This window comes from Ruminococcus sp. AF37-20 (genome assembly GCF_003460465.1).
Taxonomy (GTDB): domain Bacteria; phylum Bacillota; class Clostridia; order Oscillospirales; family Ruminococcaceae; genus Hominimerdicola; species Hominimerdicola aceti.
In genome coordinates, this window is the sequence record NZ_QTVE01000016.1 from 1 (window position 1) to 17,762 (window position 17,762).

13 protein-coding genes are annotated in these 17,762 nt (G+C 43.8%); 4 read left to right on the plus strand and 9 right to left on the minus strand.

What is annotated here, in order from left to right; all coding sequences use genetic code 11:
- Window positions 1-186 precede the first annotated feature (186 nt).
- A complete protein-coding gene (gene nadA, locus DW015_RS09995) occupies window positions 187-1,110 on the plus strand; it encodes a quinolinate synthase NadA (protein ID WP_117905542.1) in 924 nt (307 codons plus the stop codon).
- Between the two features lie 4 nt (window positions 1,111-1,114).
- Entirely contained in the window at window positions 1,115-1,549 is a 435-nt protein-coding gene (locus DW015_RS10000) for a GNAT family N-acetyltransferase (RefSeq protein ID WP_117905543.1), read from the plus strand.
- Window positions 1,550-1,689: 140 nt separating this feature from the next.
- Here DW015_RS10000 and DW015_RS10005 read toward each other — a convergent pair whose 3' ends face one another.
- Window positions 1,690-2,841, minus strand: coding sequence for a glycoside hydrolase family 5 protein (locus tag DW015_RS10005; RefSeq protein WP_117905544.1), 1,152 nt, complete (start codon window positions 2,839-2,841; stop codon window positions 1,690-1,692).
- Between the two features lie 236 nt (window positions 2,842-3,077).
- On the opposite strand from DW015_RS10005, the gene DW015_RS10010 reads away from it, so the two are divergent.
- Complete coding sequence (locus tag DW015_RS10010) at window positions 3,078-3,665, plus strand: hypothetical protein (protein WP_117905545.1); 588 nt, start codon at window positions 3,078-3,080, stop codon at window positions 3,663-3,665.
- Window positions 3,666-3,715: 50 nt separating this feature from the next.
- On the opposite strand, the gene DW015_RS10015 is transcribed toward DW015_RS10010, so the two are convergent.
- The 7 genes from DW015_RS10015 to DW015_RS10045 form a co-directional block, all read right to left on the minus strand.
- Window positions 3,716-4,414, minus strand: a complete 699-nt coding sequence (locus DW015_RS10015; RefSeq protein ID WP_117905546.1) for a PHP domain-containing protein — start codon at window positions 4,412-4,414, stop codon at window positions 3,716-3,718.
- Window positions 4,414-5,583 (minus strand): AGE family epimerase/isomerase, encoded by a 1,170-nt coding sequence (locus tag DW015_RS10020; protein ID WP_117905547.1) that lies wholly within the window; start codon window positions 5,581-5,583, stop codon window positions 4,414-4,416. Before DW015_RS10020 ends, DW015_RS10015 begins: the two co-directional genes overlap by 1 nt.
- Before the next feature lie 64 nt (window positions 5,584-5,647).
- Entirely contained in the window at window positions 5,648-6,910 is a 1,263-nt protein-coding gene (locus tag DW015_RS10025) for a DUF1015 domain-containing protein (protein WP_117905548.1), read from the minus strand.
- 68 nt (window positions 6,911-6,978) lie between these two features.
- Window positions 6,979-9,744 (minus strand): preprotein translocase subunit SecA, encoded by a 2,766-nt coding sequence (secA, locus tag DW015_RS10030; protein WP_117905549.1) that lies wholly within the window; start codon window positions 9,742-9,744, stop codon window positions 6,979-6,981.
- A 186-nt stretch (window positions 9,745-9,930) separates the two neighbouring features.
- Window positions 9,931-10,650, minus strand: coding sequence for an N-acetylmuramoyl-L-alanine amidase (locus DW015_RS10035; RefSeq protein WP_041337363.1), 720 nt, complete (start codon window positions 10,648-10,650; stop codon window positions 9,931-9,933).
- A gap of 173 nt (window positions 10,651-10,823) precedes the next feature.
- Entirely contained in the window at window positions 10,824-12,377 is a 1,554-nt protein-coding gene (locus DW015_RS10040; RefSeq protein ID WP_117905550.1) for an NPXTG-anchored protein, read from the minus strand.
- A 170-nt stretch (window positions 12,378-12,547) separates the two neighbouring features.
- Window positions 12,548-14,143: a peptide chain release factor 3 gene (locus tag DW015_RS10045; protein WP_022287650.1), complete on the minus strand. Its 1,596-nt coding sequence runs from the start codon at window positions 14,141-14,143 to the stop codon at window positions 12,548-12,550.
- A 447-nt stretch (window positions 14,144-14,590) separates the two neighbouring features.
- Between DW015_RS10045 and DW015_RS10050 the strand changes: the two genes are divergently transcribed.
- Window positions 14,591-15,118, plus strand: coding sequence for a nitroreductase (locus DW015_RS10050; protein ID WP_117905551.1), 528 nt, complete (start codon window positions 14,591-14,593; stop codon window positions 15,116-15,118).
- 61 nt (window positions 15,119-15,179) lie between these two features.
- Here DW015_RS10050 and DW015_RS10055 read toward each other — a convergent pair whose 3' ends face one another.
- Window positions 15,180-17,522 (minus strand): vWA domain-containing protein, encoded by a 2,343-nt coding sequence (locus DW015_RS10055; protein ID WP_117905552.1) that lies wholly within the window; start codon window positions 17,520-17,522, stop codon window positions 15,180-15,182.
- Between the last annotated feature and the right edge of the window lie 240 nt (window positions 17,523-17,762).

Consider the following 17,762-nt stretch of genomic DNA (forward strand, 5'->3'; position numbering starts at 1 on the left):
CTTTTCTTTTTTCTTAATTTTGTCCAATATCTATTGTAGCACTACAGTGCTATGGGCGGTATGGTACAAATGCCCTTGACAAAATGTCTATATCATACTATAATAATATGGTATAAATCTTTCGGCAAACGCCGAAACACCGAAAGGAGGATATGCTTTTCAAAGGTCGAAAGGCATGATCTGGATATGATAAAGGACGTACAGGAAAAAATTCTTCAGTTAAAGAAAGAAAACGATATTTGTATACTTGCGCACAGCTATCAGGCTAAGGAGATAGTAGAGATAGCAGATATTACGGGTGATTCATACAAGCTAAGCGTTGAGGCGCAGAAGGTCTCAAACAAAAACATACTTATGTGCGGAGTGCATTTTATGGCTGAGGCGGCAAAAATGCTCAACCCTGACAAGAACGTATATCTTGCAAATCCATCGGCAGGCTGTCCAATGGCAGAGCAAATGGAACCTGAGATGATAGAAATGATAAAGGCGCAGGAGCCTGACAGAAAGGTAGTATGCTACATAAACACCACAGCCGCACTCAAGAGGGTTTGCGACGTTTGCGTTACTTCCTCGTCTGCGGTTAAAATAGTAAAGAACATGGACGCTGACAAGATACTGTTCATTCCTGACTGCAATCTTGGTGCATTCGTAAAAAAAGCCTGTCCTGAAAAGGATATAATGCTTTTGCAGGGCGGATGTCCTGTTCATGCGTCGGTAACAAAGGCTGACATGATAGCGGCTAAGACGGCTCACCCTGATGCACTGGTGCTTTGTCACCCTGAGTGTATCCCTGCTGTAAGCGAAATGGCTGATTATGTTGGTTCGACTTCTGGCATAATGAATTTTGCGGCTGAGTCTGACGCAAAGGGGTTCATCATAGGCACTGAGATTTCCATTGCGGAGCATTTGCAGTACAGATTCCCTGAGAAGGAGTTTTACATACTCTCAAAGAAGATACTTTGTCCTAACATGAAGCTCACCACTCTTATGGACGTTTACAAGACCTGCGAGGGCATAGGCAACGGCGGCGGTTTTGAGATAAAAATGACAGACGAGGAGATAACCTCTGCAAGAAAATGTATCGACGAAATGATACGTCTTGGGGGCTGATATAATGGATAATTACACCATAAAGATCGCAAAAGGGCTTGCAAACAACGCAGACGCCAGGCTCATAAGACAGCAGGTATTCGTTGAGGAGCAGGGCTTTGTGAACGAATTTGACGATATCGACCATGAGGCTTATCATGCTGTTATCTACACAGGAGGATATCCCATTGCAACAGGCAGGCTGTTTGACGAAAATGGCGAAGCGCACATTGGACGTATCTGCGTGAGAAAGGCATATCGCGGCAGAGATCTTGGCAGAATGATAGTGGAAGCCCTTGAAAAGCAGGCTGAAAAAGTGGGCTACAAGGAAGTCGGCTTATCGGCGCAAACGAGAGTACAGCAATTTTATGAGAAGCTTGGCTACAGGGCATATGGTGATGTTTACAAGGACGAATACTGTCCGCACATTGCAATGAAAAAGACCCTTTCAGGGGAATAGATATGAAAAAGGACGACTTGGTGTGTCGTCCTTTTTTGGTTTTATAAACAGATTGTCTGGAACGAGTGACATTTGCCATTACAGAAAAAATAGAATTTGCGCACAAAAAAAGGACGGAAGCGATTCCGTCCTTGATTTTTTTAGCTATTTACTGTTTCCATGATAGCGTCAACTATTTCAGGGAAATACCAGCCGCCCTCGGATCTGTTGAGCAGTCCGAAGTTCTCACCGTTTCCTATTCTTGTGCCGTTATCCCACCAACAGCATGGTACGCCATACTGCTTTGCGGTGCTGAGATAATCCTTTACACACTGAACTCTTGCTTCTGTATTATCCTTGTTTACAGAGCCGAACTCACCGATTATTACAGGAATACCCTTGCTTAGAAAAACGCTGTCGATATCAGTGAAAAGTGTTGTGATAGAAGAATCAATGCTTGTATACTGGTCTGTGCCTGCGGTATCGAGAGCGAATGAATATGGAAGATAAGCATGGATAGAAACTATTATCTTATCGTCGCCCTGCGGAACTTCCAAAGCTTCCATGTTCTGCTTTGATGATGAAGCGGCATATGGCGTTACCATTATACATCTGTTAGGGTTGTTTCCACCGGAAGCACGGACAGTTTCAACGAACGCCTTTGCGTACTGATTTACGACCTCTCTTGACTCAGCGTCGCCTATCCACTCGTTGCCCTCGCCTCTAAGTCTAGGTTCATTCACGCCCTCGAAAATGAGGTGCTCGTCATAGCCCTGAAATCTGTCGCATATCTGCTTCCAGAGGGCTTTGAGCTGCTCTATATCCTTATCGGCACGGTCTTTCTTAGGCATATACCACTCCTCGTGGTGGGTGTTGAGGATAACGAACATTCCGTTGTCGATACCGTAATCGACAATTTCCTGAACTCTGTTCATCCATGCTTCGTCAACTGTATAGTTCTCGTCCATGTGAGTACCCCATGAAACAGGAAGTCTGAACACGTTGAAGCCTGCGTCCTTGACCTGGTCTATCATCAATTTTGTGGTTTCCACATTTCCCCATGAGGTTTCGGCGTCAAGACCTGAGCCTGTGGCGTCCATGGTATTGCCAAGATTCCAGCCCACTTTCATCTGAGCCACAAGGTCTTTTGCAGTGGTCACTGTCATAGGGTCATTGGTATGCTTCTGAGTATTTTCTGTAGCTGAGGAATCGTTTTCAGCCTTTGAAGAGCTGTCCGAACTGCCGCAGGCTGTCATCATTGATACGCCCATTGCAAGGGAAAGCACTGCCGCAAGTAATCTTTTGATTTTCATATTTTGGTTTTCCTTTCTCACCATGTAGAATAATAATATTTATATTTTAGCTCATTAATGTGGATTTGTCAATAGGAATAATAAAATTAGATAAACGCACAAAGTTCTGTTGAAATGTGACTATATATACAAAATTTGTTTTTTGTTATTTATTTTGCCCATTGACAATTATAATCATAAACTGTATAATTTAAACATAGAGTATTTAATTTGAAAATTATATGGGGGGTACAACTATGAAAGCTAAACACGTTGGCATAATAATATGGATAATCGTTGCTGCCGCTTTTATATTTTGCTTTTGGTATTTTGGCTTAAAGAACATAGTTTCTTCTGATGAACCTGAAGATGATGAAAGCGGAATAAATACCTTTAACTACAGCTGTCCCCATGACGATACCTATCAGGAACCAACGCTGAATATGGGAAAATATTATCCAAACGGAGATACAAGCAAAGATTATTTTATAATAGGAGAAAACAACACTCTGAAATACAGCGGAGATTCGGAATATCTTTGCAATAAGCTGTTTACGTTTTATGACGAGACCGCAAAGCAGGATACGATAAAAATGTGGTCTGAAACCAGAACATATACTATTAAAACCTATCACGAAGCAACAGATAAAGTATACGTCGAATTTACAATCGGAAACGATTTACAGCACGAAAAATATAAAGAAGCTTTTGACCACCCGTTTAAGTATGTTGATGAAAACACATTTGTCGCCGATGAAACTTACATTCGTGTTCCCGACGATTCTGCCGCTGAATCGGAATCTTATTCCGACGATGTTTCGGTAAATGAAAGCAAAATTTCATAGTAAAAAAACTTCAATGGCGAAAAAACGTCATTGAAGTTTTTATTTATGTTTTATGTTTCAACCGGCTTTTCCGGAATTATCGGGGTAAGCTTTCCGTCACGGAGAAATTCTATATAATCTTCTATGGAATTGATAGGCTCGTCAGTTGCAACGCCGCTGATACGGCTGTCCTCCACCCACAGGTGGTGATTATCCGTGCCGCCTGTTTGCTTGAAGCTAAACTGTTCGGCATACCACTTGGCACGCTCATTGAAAACTTCCTTGCCATTGCCGCTGTTGTATACCTCAACGCCGTCTATCCATTTCGGCAGGAGCTTTATTTCATGGATATACCAATCTGCTTCACGGAAAGGGTGGGCGTGGACAAGCACGCCCCCTGCTTTATGCACTCTGTCGGCAAACTGATAAAAGCTTATATCACTGATGTTATCATTGGCAAGAAGAAAGTCCTTGTCGATACCATAGGTCAAAAGGTCTGCGCCAAAGTAAGAATACTCCAGACCAAAAAAGACTTTCAGACCTATCTCGTCACCCACTTCTTTGGCGTTCTCATAGCCCTTGCAGAACTTGTTCACTCTGTCCTCCCAACTGTCAAAGTTGGTGACAGCACAGTTTCCGTTGAAAAAGTGATCGGTGACGATGATCCCGTCATAGCCAAGGGCTTTATAACGCCTTGCCTGCTCTGCTCCGCTGGCAGAGGCACAACCACTTCCCTCGGCGGTATGCAGATGTGTTTCATACCTGAACATCAGAAGTCCACGCCTCTGTTTATGACCTCCATGCACATTCTGCCGTTATGATATGGGCACTTCCATGGGCCTACTATCTCTTTCCAATCGTGTGGTTTATGGTCATAGGAAACCTCGGCATACCACTCTGAGCCTTCTCTCTTGTCGATTATCTCAGCCTTGATATACTCCCACACACTTCTTGCACTTTCAAGGAACTTCTTTTCTCCGCTGTGCTGATAAGCGTTGATGAAGCCAACAACAGACTCTGCCTCTACCCACCATACACGCTTCTTGTCTATCTTATCGTTCTCACGCTCGTTATTAAGTGCGCCGTTATCCAGAGCGATATTCTGAATGTTATGAGAGATCTTAAGATCCATTTCGGCAAACTGCTTTTTAAGCTCCTCGTCCCCAAGAGTATCGCAGGCAAGATCCATAAGCCATGTTGCTTCGATATCGTGACCAAATGAATGGATATCTCCCACAAGGTCGAACTTTGTGTCAAAGAAAACTTTCAGAGCGTTTGTTTCAGGAGTATAAACAATATCTCTCATCTGACCAAGCTGGAATTTAAGCCTTTTAGCAACTTCCTCGTTGTGGTCTGCCTTATAAAGCTCGGTATAAGCCTCGATAAGGTGGAGGATAGCGTTCATGGTCTTATCAGCCTGCAAGCCATTCTCAGAAAGAGCGTCATTTGATACCAAATTCCACTGTCTGTCAAAAGCTTCTCTGTAGCCGTACTCATCGAGAGTGTTGTTCTCGATATCGTGGAAAAGCTTATAGGCAAGCTCAAGAGCCTCTTTGTCGCCGCTTGCGTTATAGTAGCATGACAGTGCATAGATAGCAAATGCGATGTTGTATGTATGCTTCATAGTGTCGGCAGGCTCGCCCTTATAGTTCATCATCCAATAAACTCCGCCGTACTCATAGTCGATACAGTGGTTTTTGATAAACTCGTAAGCGTGGCGTGCGTTGTCAAGAAGTGTCTTATCGCCCAGAGTGATATACGCTTTTGAATAGAACCAAAGTATTCTTGCGTGGAGGATAACGCCCTTATCAGCCTGCTTATCCAGCTTGAGGTCATAGCTCATAAAGCCGTAAAATCCACCGTTCTCATCATCTCTCAGCTTGTTCCAGAAGGGAATGATATGTCCTGTAAGTTCCTTTTTGACTTCTTCAATTATCATCGTAAAAACTCCTTTTAAAATATATTGTCTACGATTTTTCTATTTCAACATTTCTTTAATTTTTCTATTTCAATATTTTCCTTGCCTCAACATAAAATCTCTTATCCTCGGCATGACCCATGGAGAACGTTTTTCTTGGCAGTGCGCCGTCAACGATAACTGTAGGGAAAAGCTCTTCCTTGCCCATGTCAGGGAGCATAAAGCCTATGGAATTTTCCTTTGCGGAAAGCTCTCTTATGACCTCCGCACCGTGGATATAGTCCACCTTGCCGCCTTTTTCCTTGATATAGCTGTCAAGGAAATTCTGCAATGAGCCGACAGTGAGCTTTGAAGTCGGCTTATGTATATAGAGAGTCTTTTCCTCGCCATTGTCGCAGACAACTATTGCCTGCTCTGACTTTTCCTCAGAAAACTCAAGAGCCGCTGTCATTTCGCTCATAAGAGCCTTTGTGTCAACATCTGTAACTATTCTATGGATAGCTTCAAATTCAAGTGCAGGCGAATGAAGGTTCACTATCTCCACAAGGGCATATCTGCAAAGAGCATTGCTCATGTCCTTATGAGGGTTCTCTCTCTTCTGCTCCTCGTAAAATTCCTTTGCAGTAGCAAGAGAATGGTTGCCGTCACCCATAGCGTAAACGAGCGGTGAAGTTTCCTTAAGACCATACTTTGTATTGAAAGCGTCGATATCACCAAGCTTTTCAAGTGCGGCGATTATCTTTTCCTGCATAGGCTTTTCAATAAGATAGCCTGCGATATGACCACCCTTTTTCATAAGGTCAAAGTCATAGAGCTTTTTCATTTCTCCCTTGTGAGCTTCAAGCGGCTCAACAACGCTTTTTTCTGTATCGTCAACGAGTATCATGATATGCGGCAGCTCAACAGGTGCGCCACGTCTTACCTTTATTCTAGGCGGTATTCTCTCCACAACAGTGGCTTCGGTCGCTCTTACGGCAGACTTCGAGCCTTTGCGGTAGTCATACTCTTCAAGGTCGATAGCGCCAACAATGCCTGCTCTGACCTTTCCGTCAGACTGTGTTCTTTCAACGTATATCATAGCGTCCTTATACTCTTCAAAAACGCCCTCACTGATATAGCTGTCCATATTCTTATGTATGTCGGCTATTCTTTCATCAACGTTATCGTCCTCCAGATAGACCTCAGGCAGGATAAGGTTAAGTGCGCTTTTTGCACCCTCTGTTATCTTTTCCACGTCAGCCCAATACTCAGGCTCAGAGGTATACTGGTCGCAGGCAACTACTGCCCATTTTGACATATCGGCGTTCTTAGGCAGAAGTATATCTGCGCTTTTAAATGCTGTTGACATTTCACTACACTCCTATTATTCTTATATCCAAAACAGGACGGCTGTTTTCACCGTCCTGCATATTGTTTTTATTCTTCAGAGCTATTCTCTGTCTGCTCGGCTTCGTCAGCCTGTACACCGTTTCCGGCACCGCAGCAGTTCTTATACTTCTTGCCGCTTCCGCATGGGCAAAGATCGTTTCTGCCCGGCTTCTTAGCCTTTCTTACAGTCATGTTATGATGCTCGCCCGGCTTGAGAACGTCCTCTCTCTTTGGAGTGGCGCTGTTCTTCCTTACCTGAATGGTGAACAACATTCTTACAGTGTCCTCACGGATAGAAGCTACCATATCGTCGAACATATCCATACCTTCCATACGATACTCGACTACTGGGTTCTTTTGACCGTATGAACGCAGACCGATACCCTTTTTCAGCTCGTCCATATCGTCGATATGAGCCATCCACTTTGTATCGACAACTTTAAGCAAAACGACTCTCTCTATCTCATGAAGAAGCTCCTGACCCAAGTCTTCCTCACGCTTTGCGTATATCTTCAAAGCTCTGTCTTCAAGCAGGTCGATTATATCCTTCTTTGTTATCTCGTCAAGCTCCTGTGGGGTATAGTTGAAGTCGTCCTCAACGGTGATTATACCCATAAGTCTTTCTTTAAGACCCTGCAAATTCCAATTATCCTGAACGTCCTCGTCAGTGATATACATATTTACAGAATCCTCAACAAACTCCTTTATCATGCCGAGAATGTTGTCATGGAGATCTTCTCCGTCGAGAACCTGCTGTCTTTGCTTATAGATTATCTCACGCTGTGTGTTCATAACGTCGTCGTAATTAAGGACGTTCTTTCTGATGTTGAAGTTTCTGCCCTCTATCTTCTTCTGTGAGGACTCGATAACACCTGTGAGCATTTTTGACTGTATTGGAGTATTCTCGTCAACTTTGAGAGTATCCATCATGGCTGTTATTCTCTCACCGCCGAAAATTCTCATAAGGTCGTCTTCAAGTGAGAGGAAGAATGTGCTTTCGCCCGGGTCGCCCTGACGGCCTGAACGTCCTCTCAGCTGGTTATCGATACGTCTTGACTCGTGTCTTTCTGTACCGATGATATAAAGTCCGCCTGCTTCTCTAACCTTTTCTGCAAGCTCCTTTACCTCGTCAGAATACTTTGCATAGAGCTTCTTATACTCTGCTCTTGCAGCCAGAACTTCCTCGTCCTGAGTATTTGAGAAGCCTGCTGCCTCGACAGCCACTTCCTCAGAATAGCCCATTTTCTGGAGGTCTGCAAGTGATTTATACTCAGCATTACCGCCCAGCATGATATCAGTACCACGTCCTGCCATGTTGGTAGCGATAGTAACAGCACCGTATTTACCTGCCTGTGCAACTATCATAGCCTCACGGTCATGGTGCTTGGCGTTAAGCACTTCATGCTTGATTCCCTTATTTTTCAGAAGTCTTGAAAGATACTCTGACTTCTCAACGGAAACAGTACCAACGAGGACAGGCTGTCCCTTTTTATGGCACTCTATCACCTGCTCGATAACAGCGTTGAACTTGCCCTTTTCCGTTTTGAAAACAACGTCCGGATGGTCAACTCTGATAACAGGCTTGTTTGTCGGTATCTCGATAACGTCAAGCTTATAGATCTCTCTGAACTCGTCCTCCTCAGTAATGGCAGTACCTGTCATACCTGACAGCTTGCCATAAAGACGGAAGTAGTTCTGATATGTGATAGTAGCGATAGTCTTTGACTCTCTTGCTATCTCAACGCCCTCTTTTGCTTCGATAGCCTGATGCAGACCGTCATTGAAACGTCTGCCCTGCATGATACGGCCTGTGAACTCGTCTACGATAAGAACTTCTCCGTCCTTAACAACGTAGTCGATATCCTTTTTCATAACGCCGTTTGCCTTGATAGCCTGATTGATGTGGTGGGCAAGGGTCATATTATCAGCGTCCATAAGGTTTATAACGTTGAACGCCTTTTCTGCTTTCTTAACACCGCTCTTTGTAAGAGTTGCGGTCTTAGCCTTTTCGTCGATGATATAGTCGCCGTCCAGAAGGTCGTTATCTGCCTTATCGTCCATTTCAACAACTGTAACAGGCTTCAGGGTCTTTGCAAATCTGTCGGCAAGTGAATAAAGCTTTGTTGACTTGTCGCCCTGACCTGAAATGATAAGCGGAGTTCTTGCTTCGTCTATGAGGATAGAGTCCACCTCGTCCACGATAGCGAAAGCGTGCTCTCTCTGAACCTTATCTTTCTTATAGATAACCATGTTGTCACGGAGGTAATCAAATCCGAACTCGTTATTTGTACCATATGTAATATCAGCGTTATAAGCTTCCCTCTTCTGCTCCTTGTTCATGCCCGTAAGCACAACACCGATAGAAGTGTTCAGGAAGTGGAACACCTTGCCCATTTCCTCAGACTGGAACTTAGCAAGATAGTCATTTACTGTTACAACGTGAACGCCCTTTCCTGTAAGGGAGTTAGCGTAAGCCGCCAGACAGGCAACGAGAGTTTTACCTTCACCTGTTTTCATTTCAGCGATACGTCCCTGATGAAGAACGATAGCACCGATTATCTGAACAGGATAAGGCTTTTTGCCAAGCACTCTGAACGCAGCTTCACGGCAAACCGCAAGAGCGTCAGGAAGAACGTCATCAAGAGTTGAAAGCTCGTCCAGCTTGCCCCTCAGAATGGCAGTCTGTCCGCCCAGCTCCTCGTCAGACATATCGGCATACTTACTTTCAAGCTCGAGTACCTTATTCTTTATAGGCTCGATCTTGGCAAGCTCTTTTTTAGAATAGTTGCCGAATATTTTATCAAATAATCCCATGTTTCAATCCACCTTTATTTATTCTCCTGCCAGAATTTATGGCAGGAAAAAGTTAAAAAATATACTATGTTATAAATACACTATTATATTATACAATATCCCCTTTTAAAAGTCAAGCAATTTATGTAACGTTTTACAAACAAAAAACGACGGACAGTGTTTTCTCACTGCCGCCGCACCAATATGCTATTTCTGCATTAGCCTGTATTCGCTGATACCCGTCAGCACTGTAAATGCCACCTGACGCTGATAGTCCTCATTCTCCAATTTCTGAGCCTCCTCAGGGTTTGAAAGAAAACCGCACTCTATCATAACCGCAGGATTTTTGGTATTATTAAGTAGATAAAGCTCGTCGCCTACCGGCTTAGTTTCTCTGGTATTGTCAGGCTGTAAAAGGGAAACGAACTGCTTTTGCATCACTCCCGCAAGCTTTTCACCCTCGGCATTGTCTTTAGAATAGAACATCTGCGCACCGCTGTAGCGGCTGTCGGTAAACTGATTTTGGTGTATGGAAACTGATATGCCCTCGGAATATTTCGAGAATATGGCAAGGCGGTTTTTCATATCGGACTTTTTCTGCTCCCCAAGCCCCTCTGTGCCTTTGTCATAGATAGAGATATCGCTTTCACGGGTGCAAACAACATCATAGCCGAGAAGCTTCAGACCGTCACGGAGGCTTTCCGCCACTGCAAGGTTTATCCCCTTTTCAGGCGTGCCGTCAACGGATACACAGCCTCCGTCCACACCACCGTGACCTGGGTCGATGACCACCACAGGCTTATCCATGGTCGTTTTCACCGCCCCTCCTGTCATGACGGCTTCACCGTTGTTTTTACCATACCAGCACACTGCCGCAAAGCCTGCTATCACCACACAGCACAAAATATTCTGCAATCTTCTGAACATATATCCGCCCTCCTAGTTTTTGTCCTTTGTACAAGTTATGCGGACAAAGGACGGCTTATGCAAAAAAATCACCGCACCATGAGAGGGTACGGTGATAAAATATTCAGCACACAGATAATATGCCAATATACGGGTGAACGCTGTTCACCTCTGCATATATTAGGCTGAAAAGACTATTTCTTTTTACGCTTTGCACATATCGCCAAACCTGCTCCAGCGGCTATTATTGCGGCTGTAACGCCTGCCGCCGCACCTGTTGACGGATTTGTTGACGAATCGGTATTATAATTCTTTGAAGCCTGAGAGCCTGCTGTTTTGTCAGGGTTAGAAATATCATTTGAAGTGTTCTTCTTTTCTACATATGTAAAGTTTGCTCCGCCCACAACGTCACCAAGCTTATAATCGTCATATGACTCTGCAAGGGTGCCTTCATCATTAGGGACTTTGTTTTCGCCCATGGTGCTTATTGTTACAGAAAGCTCATCATAGTCGCTGTTAAGCTTTGCAAGATACGCCTGAAACTCCTCTGATGTGGCTTTCTTTCCCTCGATGGTGTATGAAGTCACGCCTTTTTTGCTGTCATATTCTGCGGTGCAGATATCAGCGGTGAGACATTCACCAAGACAGCCAAAAAGCTTTCTCACTGCGTAATGCTCCTTGCCGTCCTCTGAATATCTATCTTCTGAGAGATATGTTTTTTCGCCAGTCTGCTTGTTTACATAAGGCTTGAAGCCGAAGCCGTTCTCACCGTCGCCATGGTCGTTCGACACATTGGTATCCGCCAAAAAGCCTGCATTGCCCATACCGATAACGTCATAAAGCCTTAAAGCAGTACCTTCATCTAAGAGGTCTGCAATACCGCCGATAACAAAGTCAGGAACGCCGTCAAAGTTTAAATCCTCAAACCAACTGTTATAGCTCCAATCAACATCACTAGCAATTTCATAAGGAGCGTCAGCCATTATCTCTTTAAGAAGATCGAACACCTCGACTATTACGCTTACCATATCGTCCTTTTTGTTCTCCGCCGTCATGACAACGCAGTTATAATCGTTATACATTTCCAGAAGCTTATCAGCGTCAGCCTTTGCAGTTTCATCTGATGTCAGCTCTGTATTTTCCACTTCAAGAGGGATAAATCTGCTGAGGGTGGATTTATAGTTATAATACTCGCTCTCGCTGACCTCTTTGCCGTCTGTTTTGTAAACAGTGCTGTCAGTTTCCAAATCGTATTCTTCCGAGCAAAGCTCCTTTTCAGTAACACCTTTTTCAGGGTCAAAGGTCATAGTTTTTATCTTATCGTTACTTGAAAAATATGATACCTCCCCTGTATAAAGATCTCTGTAAGGCATATAATCAAAGCCCATAAATCCCGGAAAATACTGTCCGTTTGCAACAGTGTCATCTATCTTTATCTCCTTGCCGTCCTTGGTAAGAATAGAATAATGTCTGTCGCCGTCAGCCATTTCACCGCCTATTATAAACTCAGGCACACCGTCAAAATCCAGATCCATGAACCATGAGCCATAGTCGAAATAAATCTTATCGCCGTCTGCAACGCTGTCCATACTCTTTAAAATATCAGGCAGCTTGCTGTCTATGAAATTGACGAAGTCTTCTCCTGCGTCCTTATCAAGAACATAGGAAGCGTCTGCCGAAGCTGTAGTGAACATCATGCTAGCTGACATAATGACCGCAATTGCCGCCGCACTTATCTTTTTTATCATACATATCACCCCAAAAAATAGTTTTCATACATATACCTACTTAATATTTCATACATATATCTACTTAATATATAACATATATCAAATAAAAAGTCAAGAAAAAAACTGACCAAAGCACACACTTTAGTCAGTTTATCACTTTTTTGGAAAGGGTATTTAGCAATGTTGTATTATTGCAGGTCGCCTCTGTTAAATTCTGAAAGCTCAAGACCCTCGTTTCTTTCAAGCGCCCAGCGGATATTCCACTCGCTTGTGAAAAGAAGCAGATAGTTGTCACGGAAGTCCTTGACAAGCTTTGTGTCACTTGAAAGCTTCAATGTCTTAGGGTCGATATCCTTGTTATCTATCCAGCGGATATAAGAATAAGGCAGACCCTCTTTGAAGAGGTCAACGTTGTACTCATTTTTCATTCTGTATTCAAAAACTTCAAGCTGAAGAACGCCCACAACACCCACGATAACTTCTTCCATACCGCTGTCAGGCTCATGGAATATCTGTATCGCGCCCTCTTGTGCGATCTGCGTTGTACCCTTTACGAACTGCTTTCTTTTGAGGGTATCCTTCTGACGGACTCTCATAAAATGCTCAGGTGCAAAGGTCGGGATAGACTCGAACTCGAACTTTTTCTTTGGCGAGCAGATCGTATCACCGATAGCGAAGATACCCGGGTCAAACACACCGATTATATCTCCTGCATAGGCTTCGTCGATTATCTCTCTTTCCTGAGCCATTATCTGCTGAGGCTGAGAAAGTCTGAGCTTTTTATTGCCCTGAACGTGGAGAACTTCCATATCCTTATCGAACTTGCCTGAGCAGATACGCAGGAAAGTGATACGGTCACGGTGAGCCTTGTTCATATTCGCCTGAATTTTGAACACGAAAGCCGAGAACTCAGGGTCAAACGGGTCTATGATACCGGCAGAAGAATTTCTCGGAGTAGGAGAAGTTGTCATTTCAAGGAAGTTTTCCAAAAACGGCTCAACGCCGAAATTTGTAAGAGCAGAGCCAAAGAACACAGGCGAAAGCTCACCCTTTCTCACCTTTTCAATATCGAACTCATAGCTTGCGCCATCGAGAAGCTCTATATCATCGCAGAGAGTTGAGTGGAGATCCTCGCCGATAAGGCTGTCAAGTGACGGGTCGGAGAGGTCGACTTCTGTGGCTGCAACCTGATGCTGTCCACCGCTTGCCTCAAAAGAGATTATATGCTTTTTATCTCTGTCATAAACGCCTTTAAACTCTTTGCCTGAGCCGATAGGCCAGTTCACAGGATAGGTCTGGATACCAAGCTCAGACTCTATCTGCTCCATAAGATCGAAAGGATTTCTGGACTCACGGTCCATTTTATTTACGAAAGTAAATATAGGGATATGGCGCATAACGCAGACCTTGAAAAGCTTTCTGGTCTGATTTTCCACACCCTTTGATGCGTCTATTACCATTACGGCAGAATCGGCAGCCATAAGTGTACGGTAGGTATCCTCAGAGAAGTCCTGATGTCCGGGAGTATCCAGGATATTTATACAATAATTTTTATACTGAAACTGCATAACAGAAGAAGTAACAGAGATACCTCTTTGTTTTTCTATTTCCATCCAGTCTGAAACAGCATGGCGGGAGTTCTTTTTACCTTTTACAGCACCTGCCTGTGCTATCGCACCACCATAGAGCAGAAATTTTTCCGTAAGAGTTGTTTTACCTGCGTCAGGGTGGGAAATTATCGCAAAAGTACGGCGGCGTTTGATCTCATCTTCAAGCTTACCCAAAATTATTCCTCCATATTTCATTGCATTTTTAAACATACCTTGTTAGTATAGCACAGTATCGCTTAAATTGCAAGAGATTTTTTATGAAGAAAGCGGCGTTTGTAGAATGAGTAGTGAGGAATGAGGAATTATGGTATCGCCTGTCGGCGATAAATTTTTTGATAGGGGCGAACGCTGTTCGCCTGCTTCTTGTTTGCCAAACTTGCGTTATCCCCCATATTTGGCTTCAAGTTCTACTGCCGCAAAATCGCTTCGCTCGGTGTTGGCTTCAAAACTCGGTGCGGCTATGTCATTCCTCACTCCTCACTCCTCACTCCTCACTTAAACCGCTCCTCACTCCTCACTTAACTTCGTTCCTCACTTAAACAGCCGTTGACATTCTCCACAAACTATGCTAAAATCAAATTATAAGCAATCAACTATCAAACCTACAAAGGAGGCTGTTTTATGAAAGATCTGCTCGAACTTATGAAAACCAGAAGAAGTGTACGAAAATACAAGCCTGACATGATACCGCAGGATGTTCTCGACCGCATCATAATAGCAGGAACTTATTCCGCCACAGGAAGAAACTTGCAGTCGCCTATTATCATTGCTGTCACCAACAAGGAAATGCGTGACAAAATTTCTGAGATGAACAGAAAGATAGGCGGCTGGGCTGAGGGCTTCGACCCGTTCTATGGTGCGCCTGTTATTCTTATTGTACTAGCTGACAAGTCATGCCCGACTTACATTTATGACGGAAGTCTTGTTATGGGCAATCTTATGCTTGCCGCTCACAACGAGGGCGTTGGAAGCTGCTGGATACATCGTGCAAAGGAAGAATTTGAGTCTGAAGAGGGCAAGGAGATCCTCCGCAGCCTTGGCATCGAGGGCGAATACGAGGGCATCGGTCACTGCGCACTCGGCTACACTGAGGGTGAATATCCCGAGGATCACGAGAGAAAAGACAATTGGGTATACTATATCAAATAATCCTGCAAACTATCTTAACAAAAAACGGAGCGGTCAAAGCCGTTCCGTTTTTTTGTTCTTATTAATGAGCTGTCACGTCAGAAAATTCTATGCCGACCTGCTTGCCCTCATATGTTGCGGAATACTCGAACGTTGTGCCAACAACTGTCGCCTTGCCATTGCTGTCTATCTTGAGCTTGCACTTCGGAAGCTTCTGGATATAAAGCTGTTTTGTTTCACCGGGATAGTTGTTGTCATATATCTGAAGGATATATTTTCTGTGGCAATCAGAATCCTGAATAAGTCCGATAGCGTTCACTGTATGAGTATCGTCTATAGTTGTAACAACCGGTATGCCAAGGCTGAGCTGGTCTTCAAGCTTTTCAAAGCCCTTACTGTCGTTGTTAAGGTTATACTCTGAGGAAGAATCATCCCACTGGAGGGCGTTAAGTCTGTAAAGTGCCTTTGCGAACTCTGCGTCATTTGCGGAGTAACCGCCCTTTATCTTGTCAATGCCGTTTGCTATATCCATATCAAGCAGCTCGACCTTTTTCCAGCGGAGATTGCCGCCTGATATTTTTGTAACGTCCTTTACCCAGCCCTTGTTCTTGCTGTCATACTTATAATCATCATTAAGGGTGAGAGTATCCCCTGTGCAGGAGTAATCGAGATACTTTGTAACGTCTGAATATGTGCCTGCGAAAAGGTCTGAGGTTATCTTGCTAAGCGGCACTCTTTCGTCATACTGTTTGCCGAAATCTGTTCCGCTTATGTCATAGCCCGCAGCATTCACCTTTATGTCGCTCTTATCTGACGGAGCGATATCCCCAAGAGAAGTTTTTACATTTCCGAGATACCAATCTCTTGCCATAACAGCCATGCCGAAGTCAACGCTTGCGGTAGTTGTTGTTCTGAAATTCTTGAATGAGAAGCCGTTCACCTTTGGGTCAAAGCCTGTGTTGTAGAGCGAATAACCTCTTACATTATCGTCAGCGTTTGTGTATGTAACGATATCATAGTTCAGTGTAGTAACTATCTGCTTGTAAACGTCATTGAGGGCGTTTGCGTCGGAAGCCGAGTAATATTTTCCGCCTGTGGAATAAGCAAGCTGCTGAAGCCAATCTCTGTCAACATCTCTGCCAAGGCCGACTGTGAGAACGATTATGTCCTTATCCTTTGCGGTATTTGCAAGGCTTGAAACGCTTGCAGGATTTGGCTCGTCAGACTCGCCGTCGGTGAGCATTACAATGATATTCCTGTATTTTCCACCGGAAGTTGTCCTGAACTCGTCCATGCACTTTTTAAGAGCCGTCTGGCTGTGAGTGCCGTTAAATATCTCTTCCTCAGACTTTATCTTATCGAGAGCTTCCGTAAGCTTTGTCTTATCATTAGTGAAGTCTACCATCTTTTTGTAGCTTCCTGTGAACTTGCAAATGCCGACCTGATAGTGGCTCTCAAACTTGTCGATAAGATTCTTTGCAAATTCAAGGCGCTTGAAGTCAACATCATTCTCAGAAGAAGTTACACACTGCTCCTTTGGATACATAGAGCCGGAGTTATCAACGAGGAAGCAGATCCTTGTTGTGGCTTCATCGTTTACAGTTTTCTCAACGCCTACCACATAAGTGCCAAGCTCTGTAAGAGAAGCAGAAACTGTCTTTTTGCTCTTGTCTGCCTTTGAATCCACCTTTGTGTAAAGGGTGGAGCGTGAATCAAATCTCAGCACTGTAAGGTCATCAAATGAATATCCCATTTTACTCAGCTTTGCAGAGTCGATATCAAAAGTTATCTTTGCCGAGTTGAACTTATAGTCAGAATAAGCGTCATAAGCCTTTGTGACGATACTTGCATTTGATGAGATACCAAAGAGGTCAAGCTCAACGAGGGTCGCACTGGCAGCGTTTGCGTCGCCCTTTATTTCAAGGCGGCAGTCCCCTGCATTTTTTTCCACTGTAAGCTCTCTTTCAGCGTCATTGGTCTTTCCGTCAGACTTTGACTCTCTCGGATTTGTGCCTGCCATAAGCTCATAGCCGTCAAGAAGACCGTCGCCGTCAGTATCGGCTTCAATAGGGTTCGTGCCTAGCTTTATCTCATCGCCGTCGCTTATTCCGTCATTATCAGTATCCTCGCTTTGAAGGTTAGTGCCATGACGTACCTCATCGGCATTCTTTATGCCGTCACCGTCCCAGTCCTGATCGTCAGAAAACTCCGACTCCTTGAAGGTAGTGCTTATATCAAGCTTTGTTATGACCGATTTCGCCATGGCGATACGGTTATTTTCCCTTATTTTCAGACCCACGACAACACAGGCAGCCACAAGGAACGCAAGCACTATACACAGCACCAGCAACGCTATCTTCTTTTTGCGCTTTCCTCTGTTCATGCTCTGAACAAAATCATTCGTATCAGAAAAATTTGCTTTCATAAATATTAATTCCCCTTATCAGATCACATATTTCACGATATTAATATTTTAGCATATATGTAACTCATTTGCAAGCAAAATAGCCTAGAATAATTCACAAAATAAACTGTTCTTTTTTGTTTACAAACAGTATATCTTACCAAAACATTAACAAGATAATTCTTTTATTATTAACCTAAAATAAATTAAAACCTTCTTTTTCCACAAAAAAAGGCAGCCCCTCTCGGAGCTGCCCTTTGG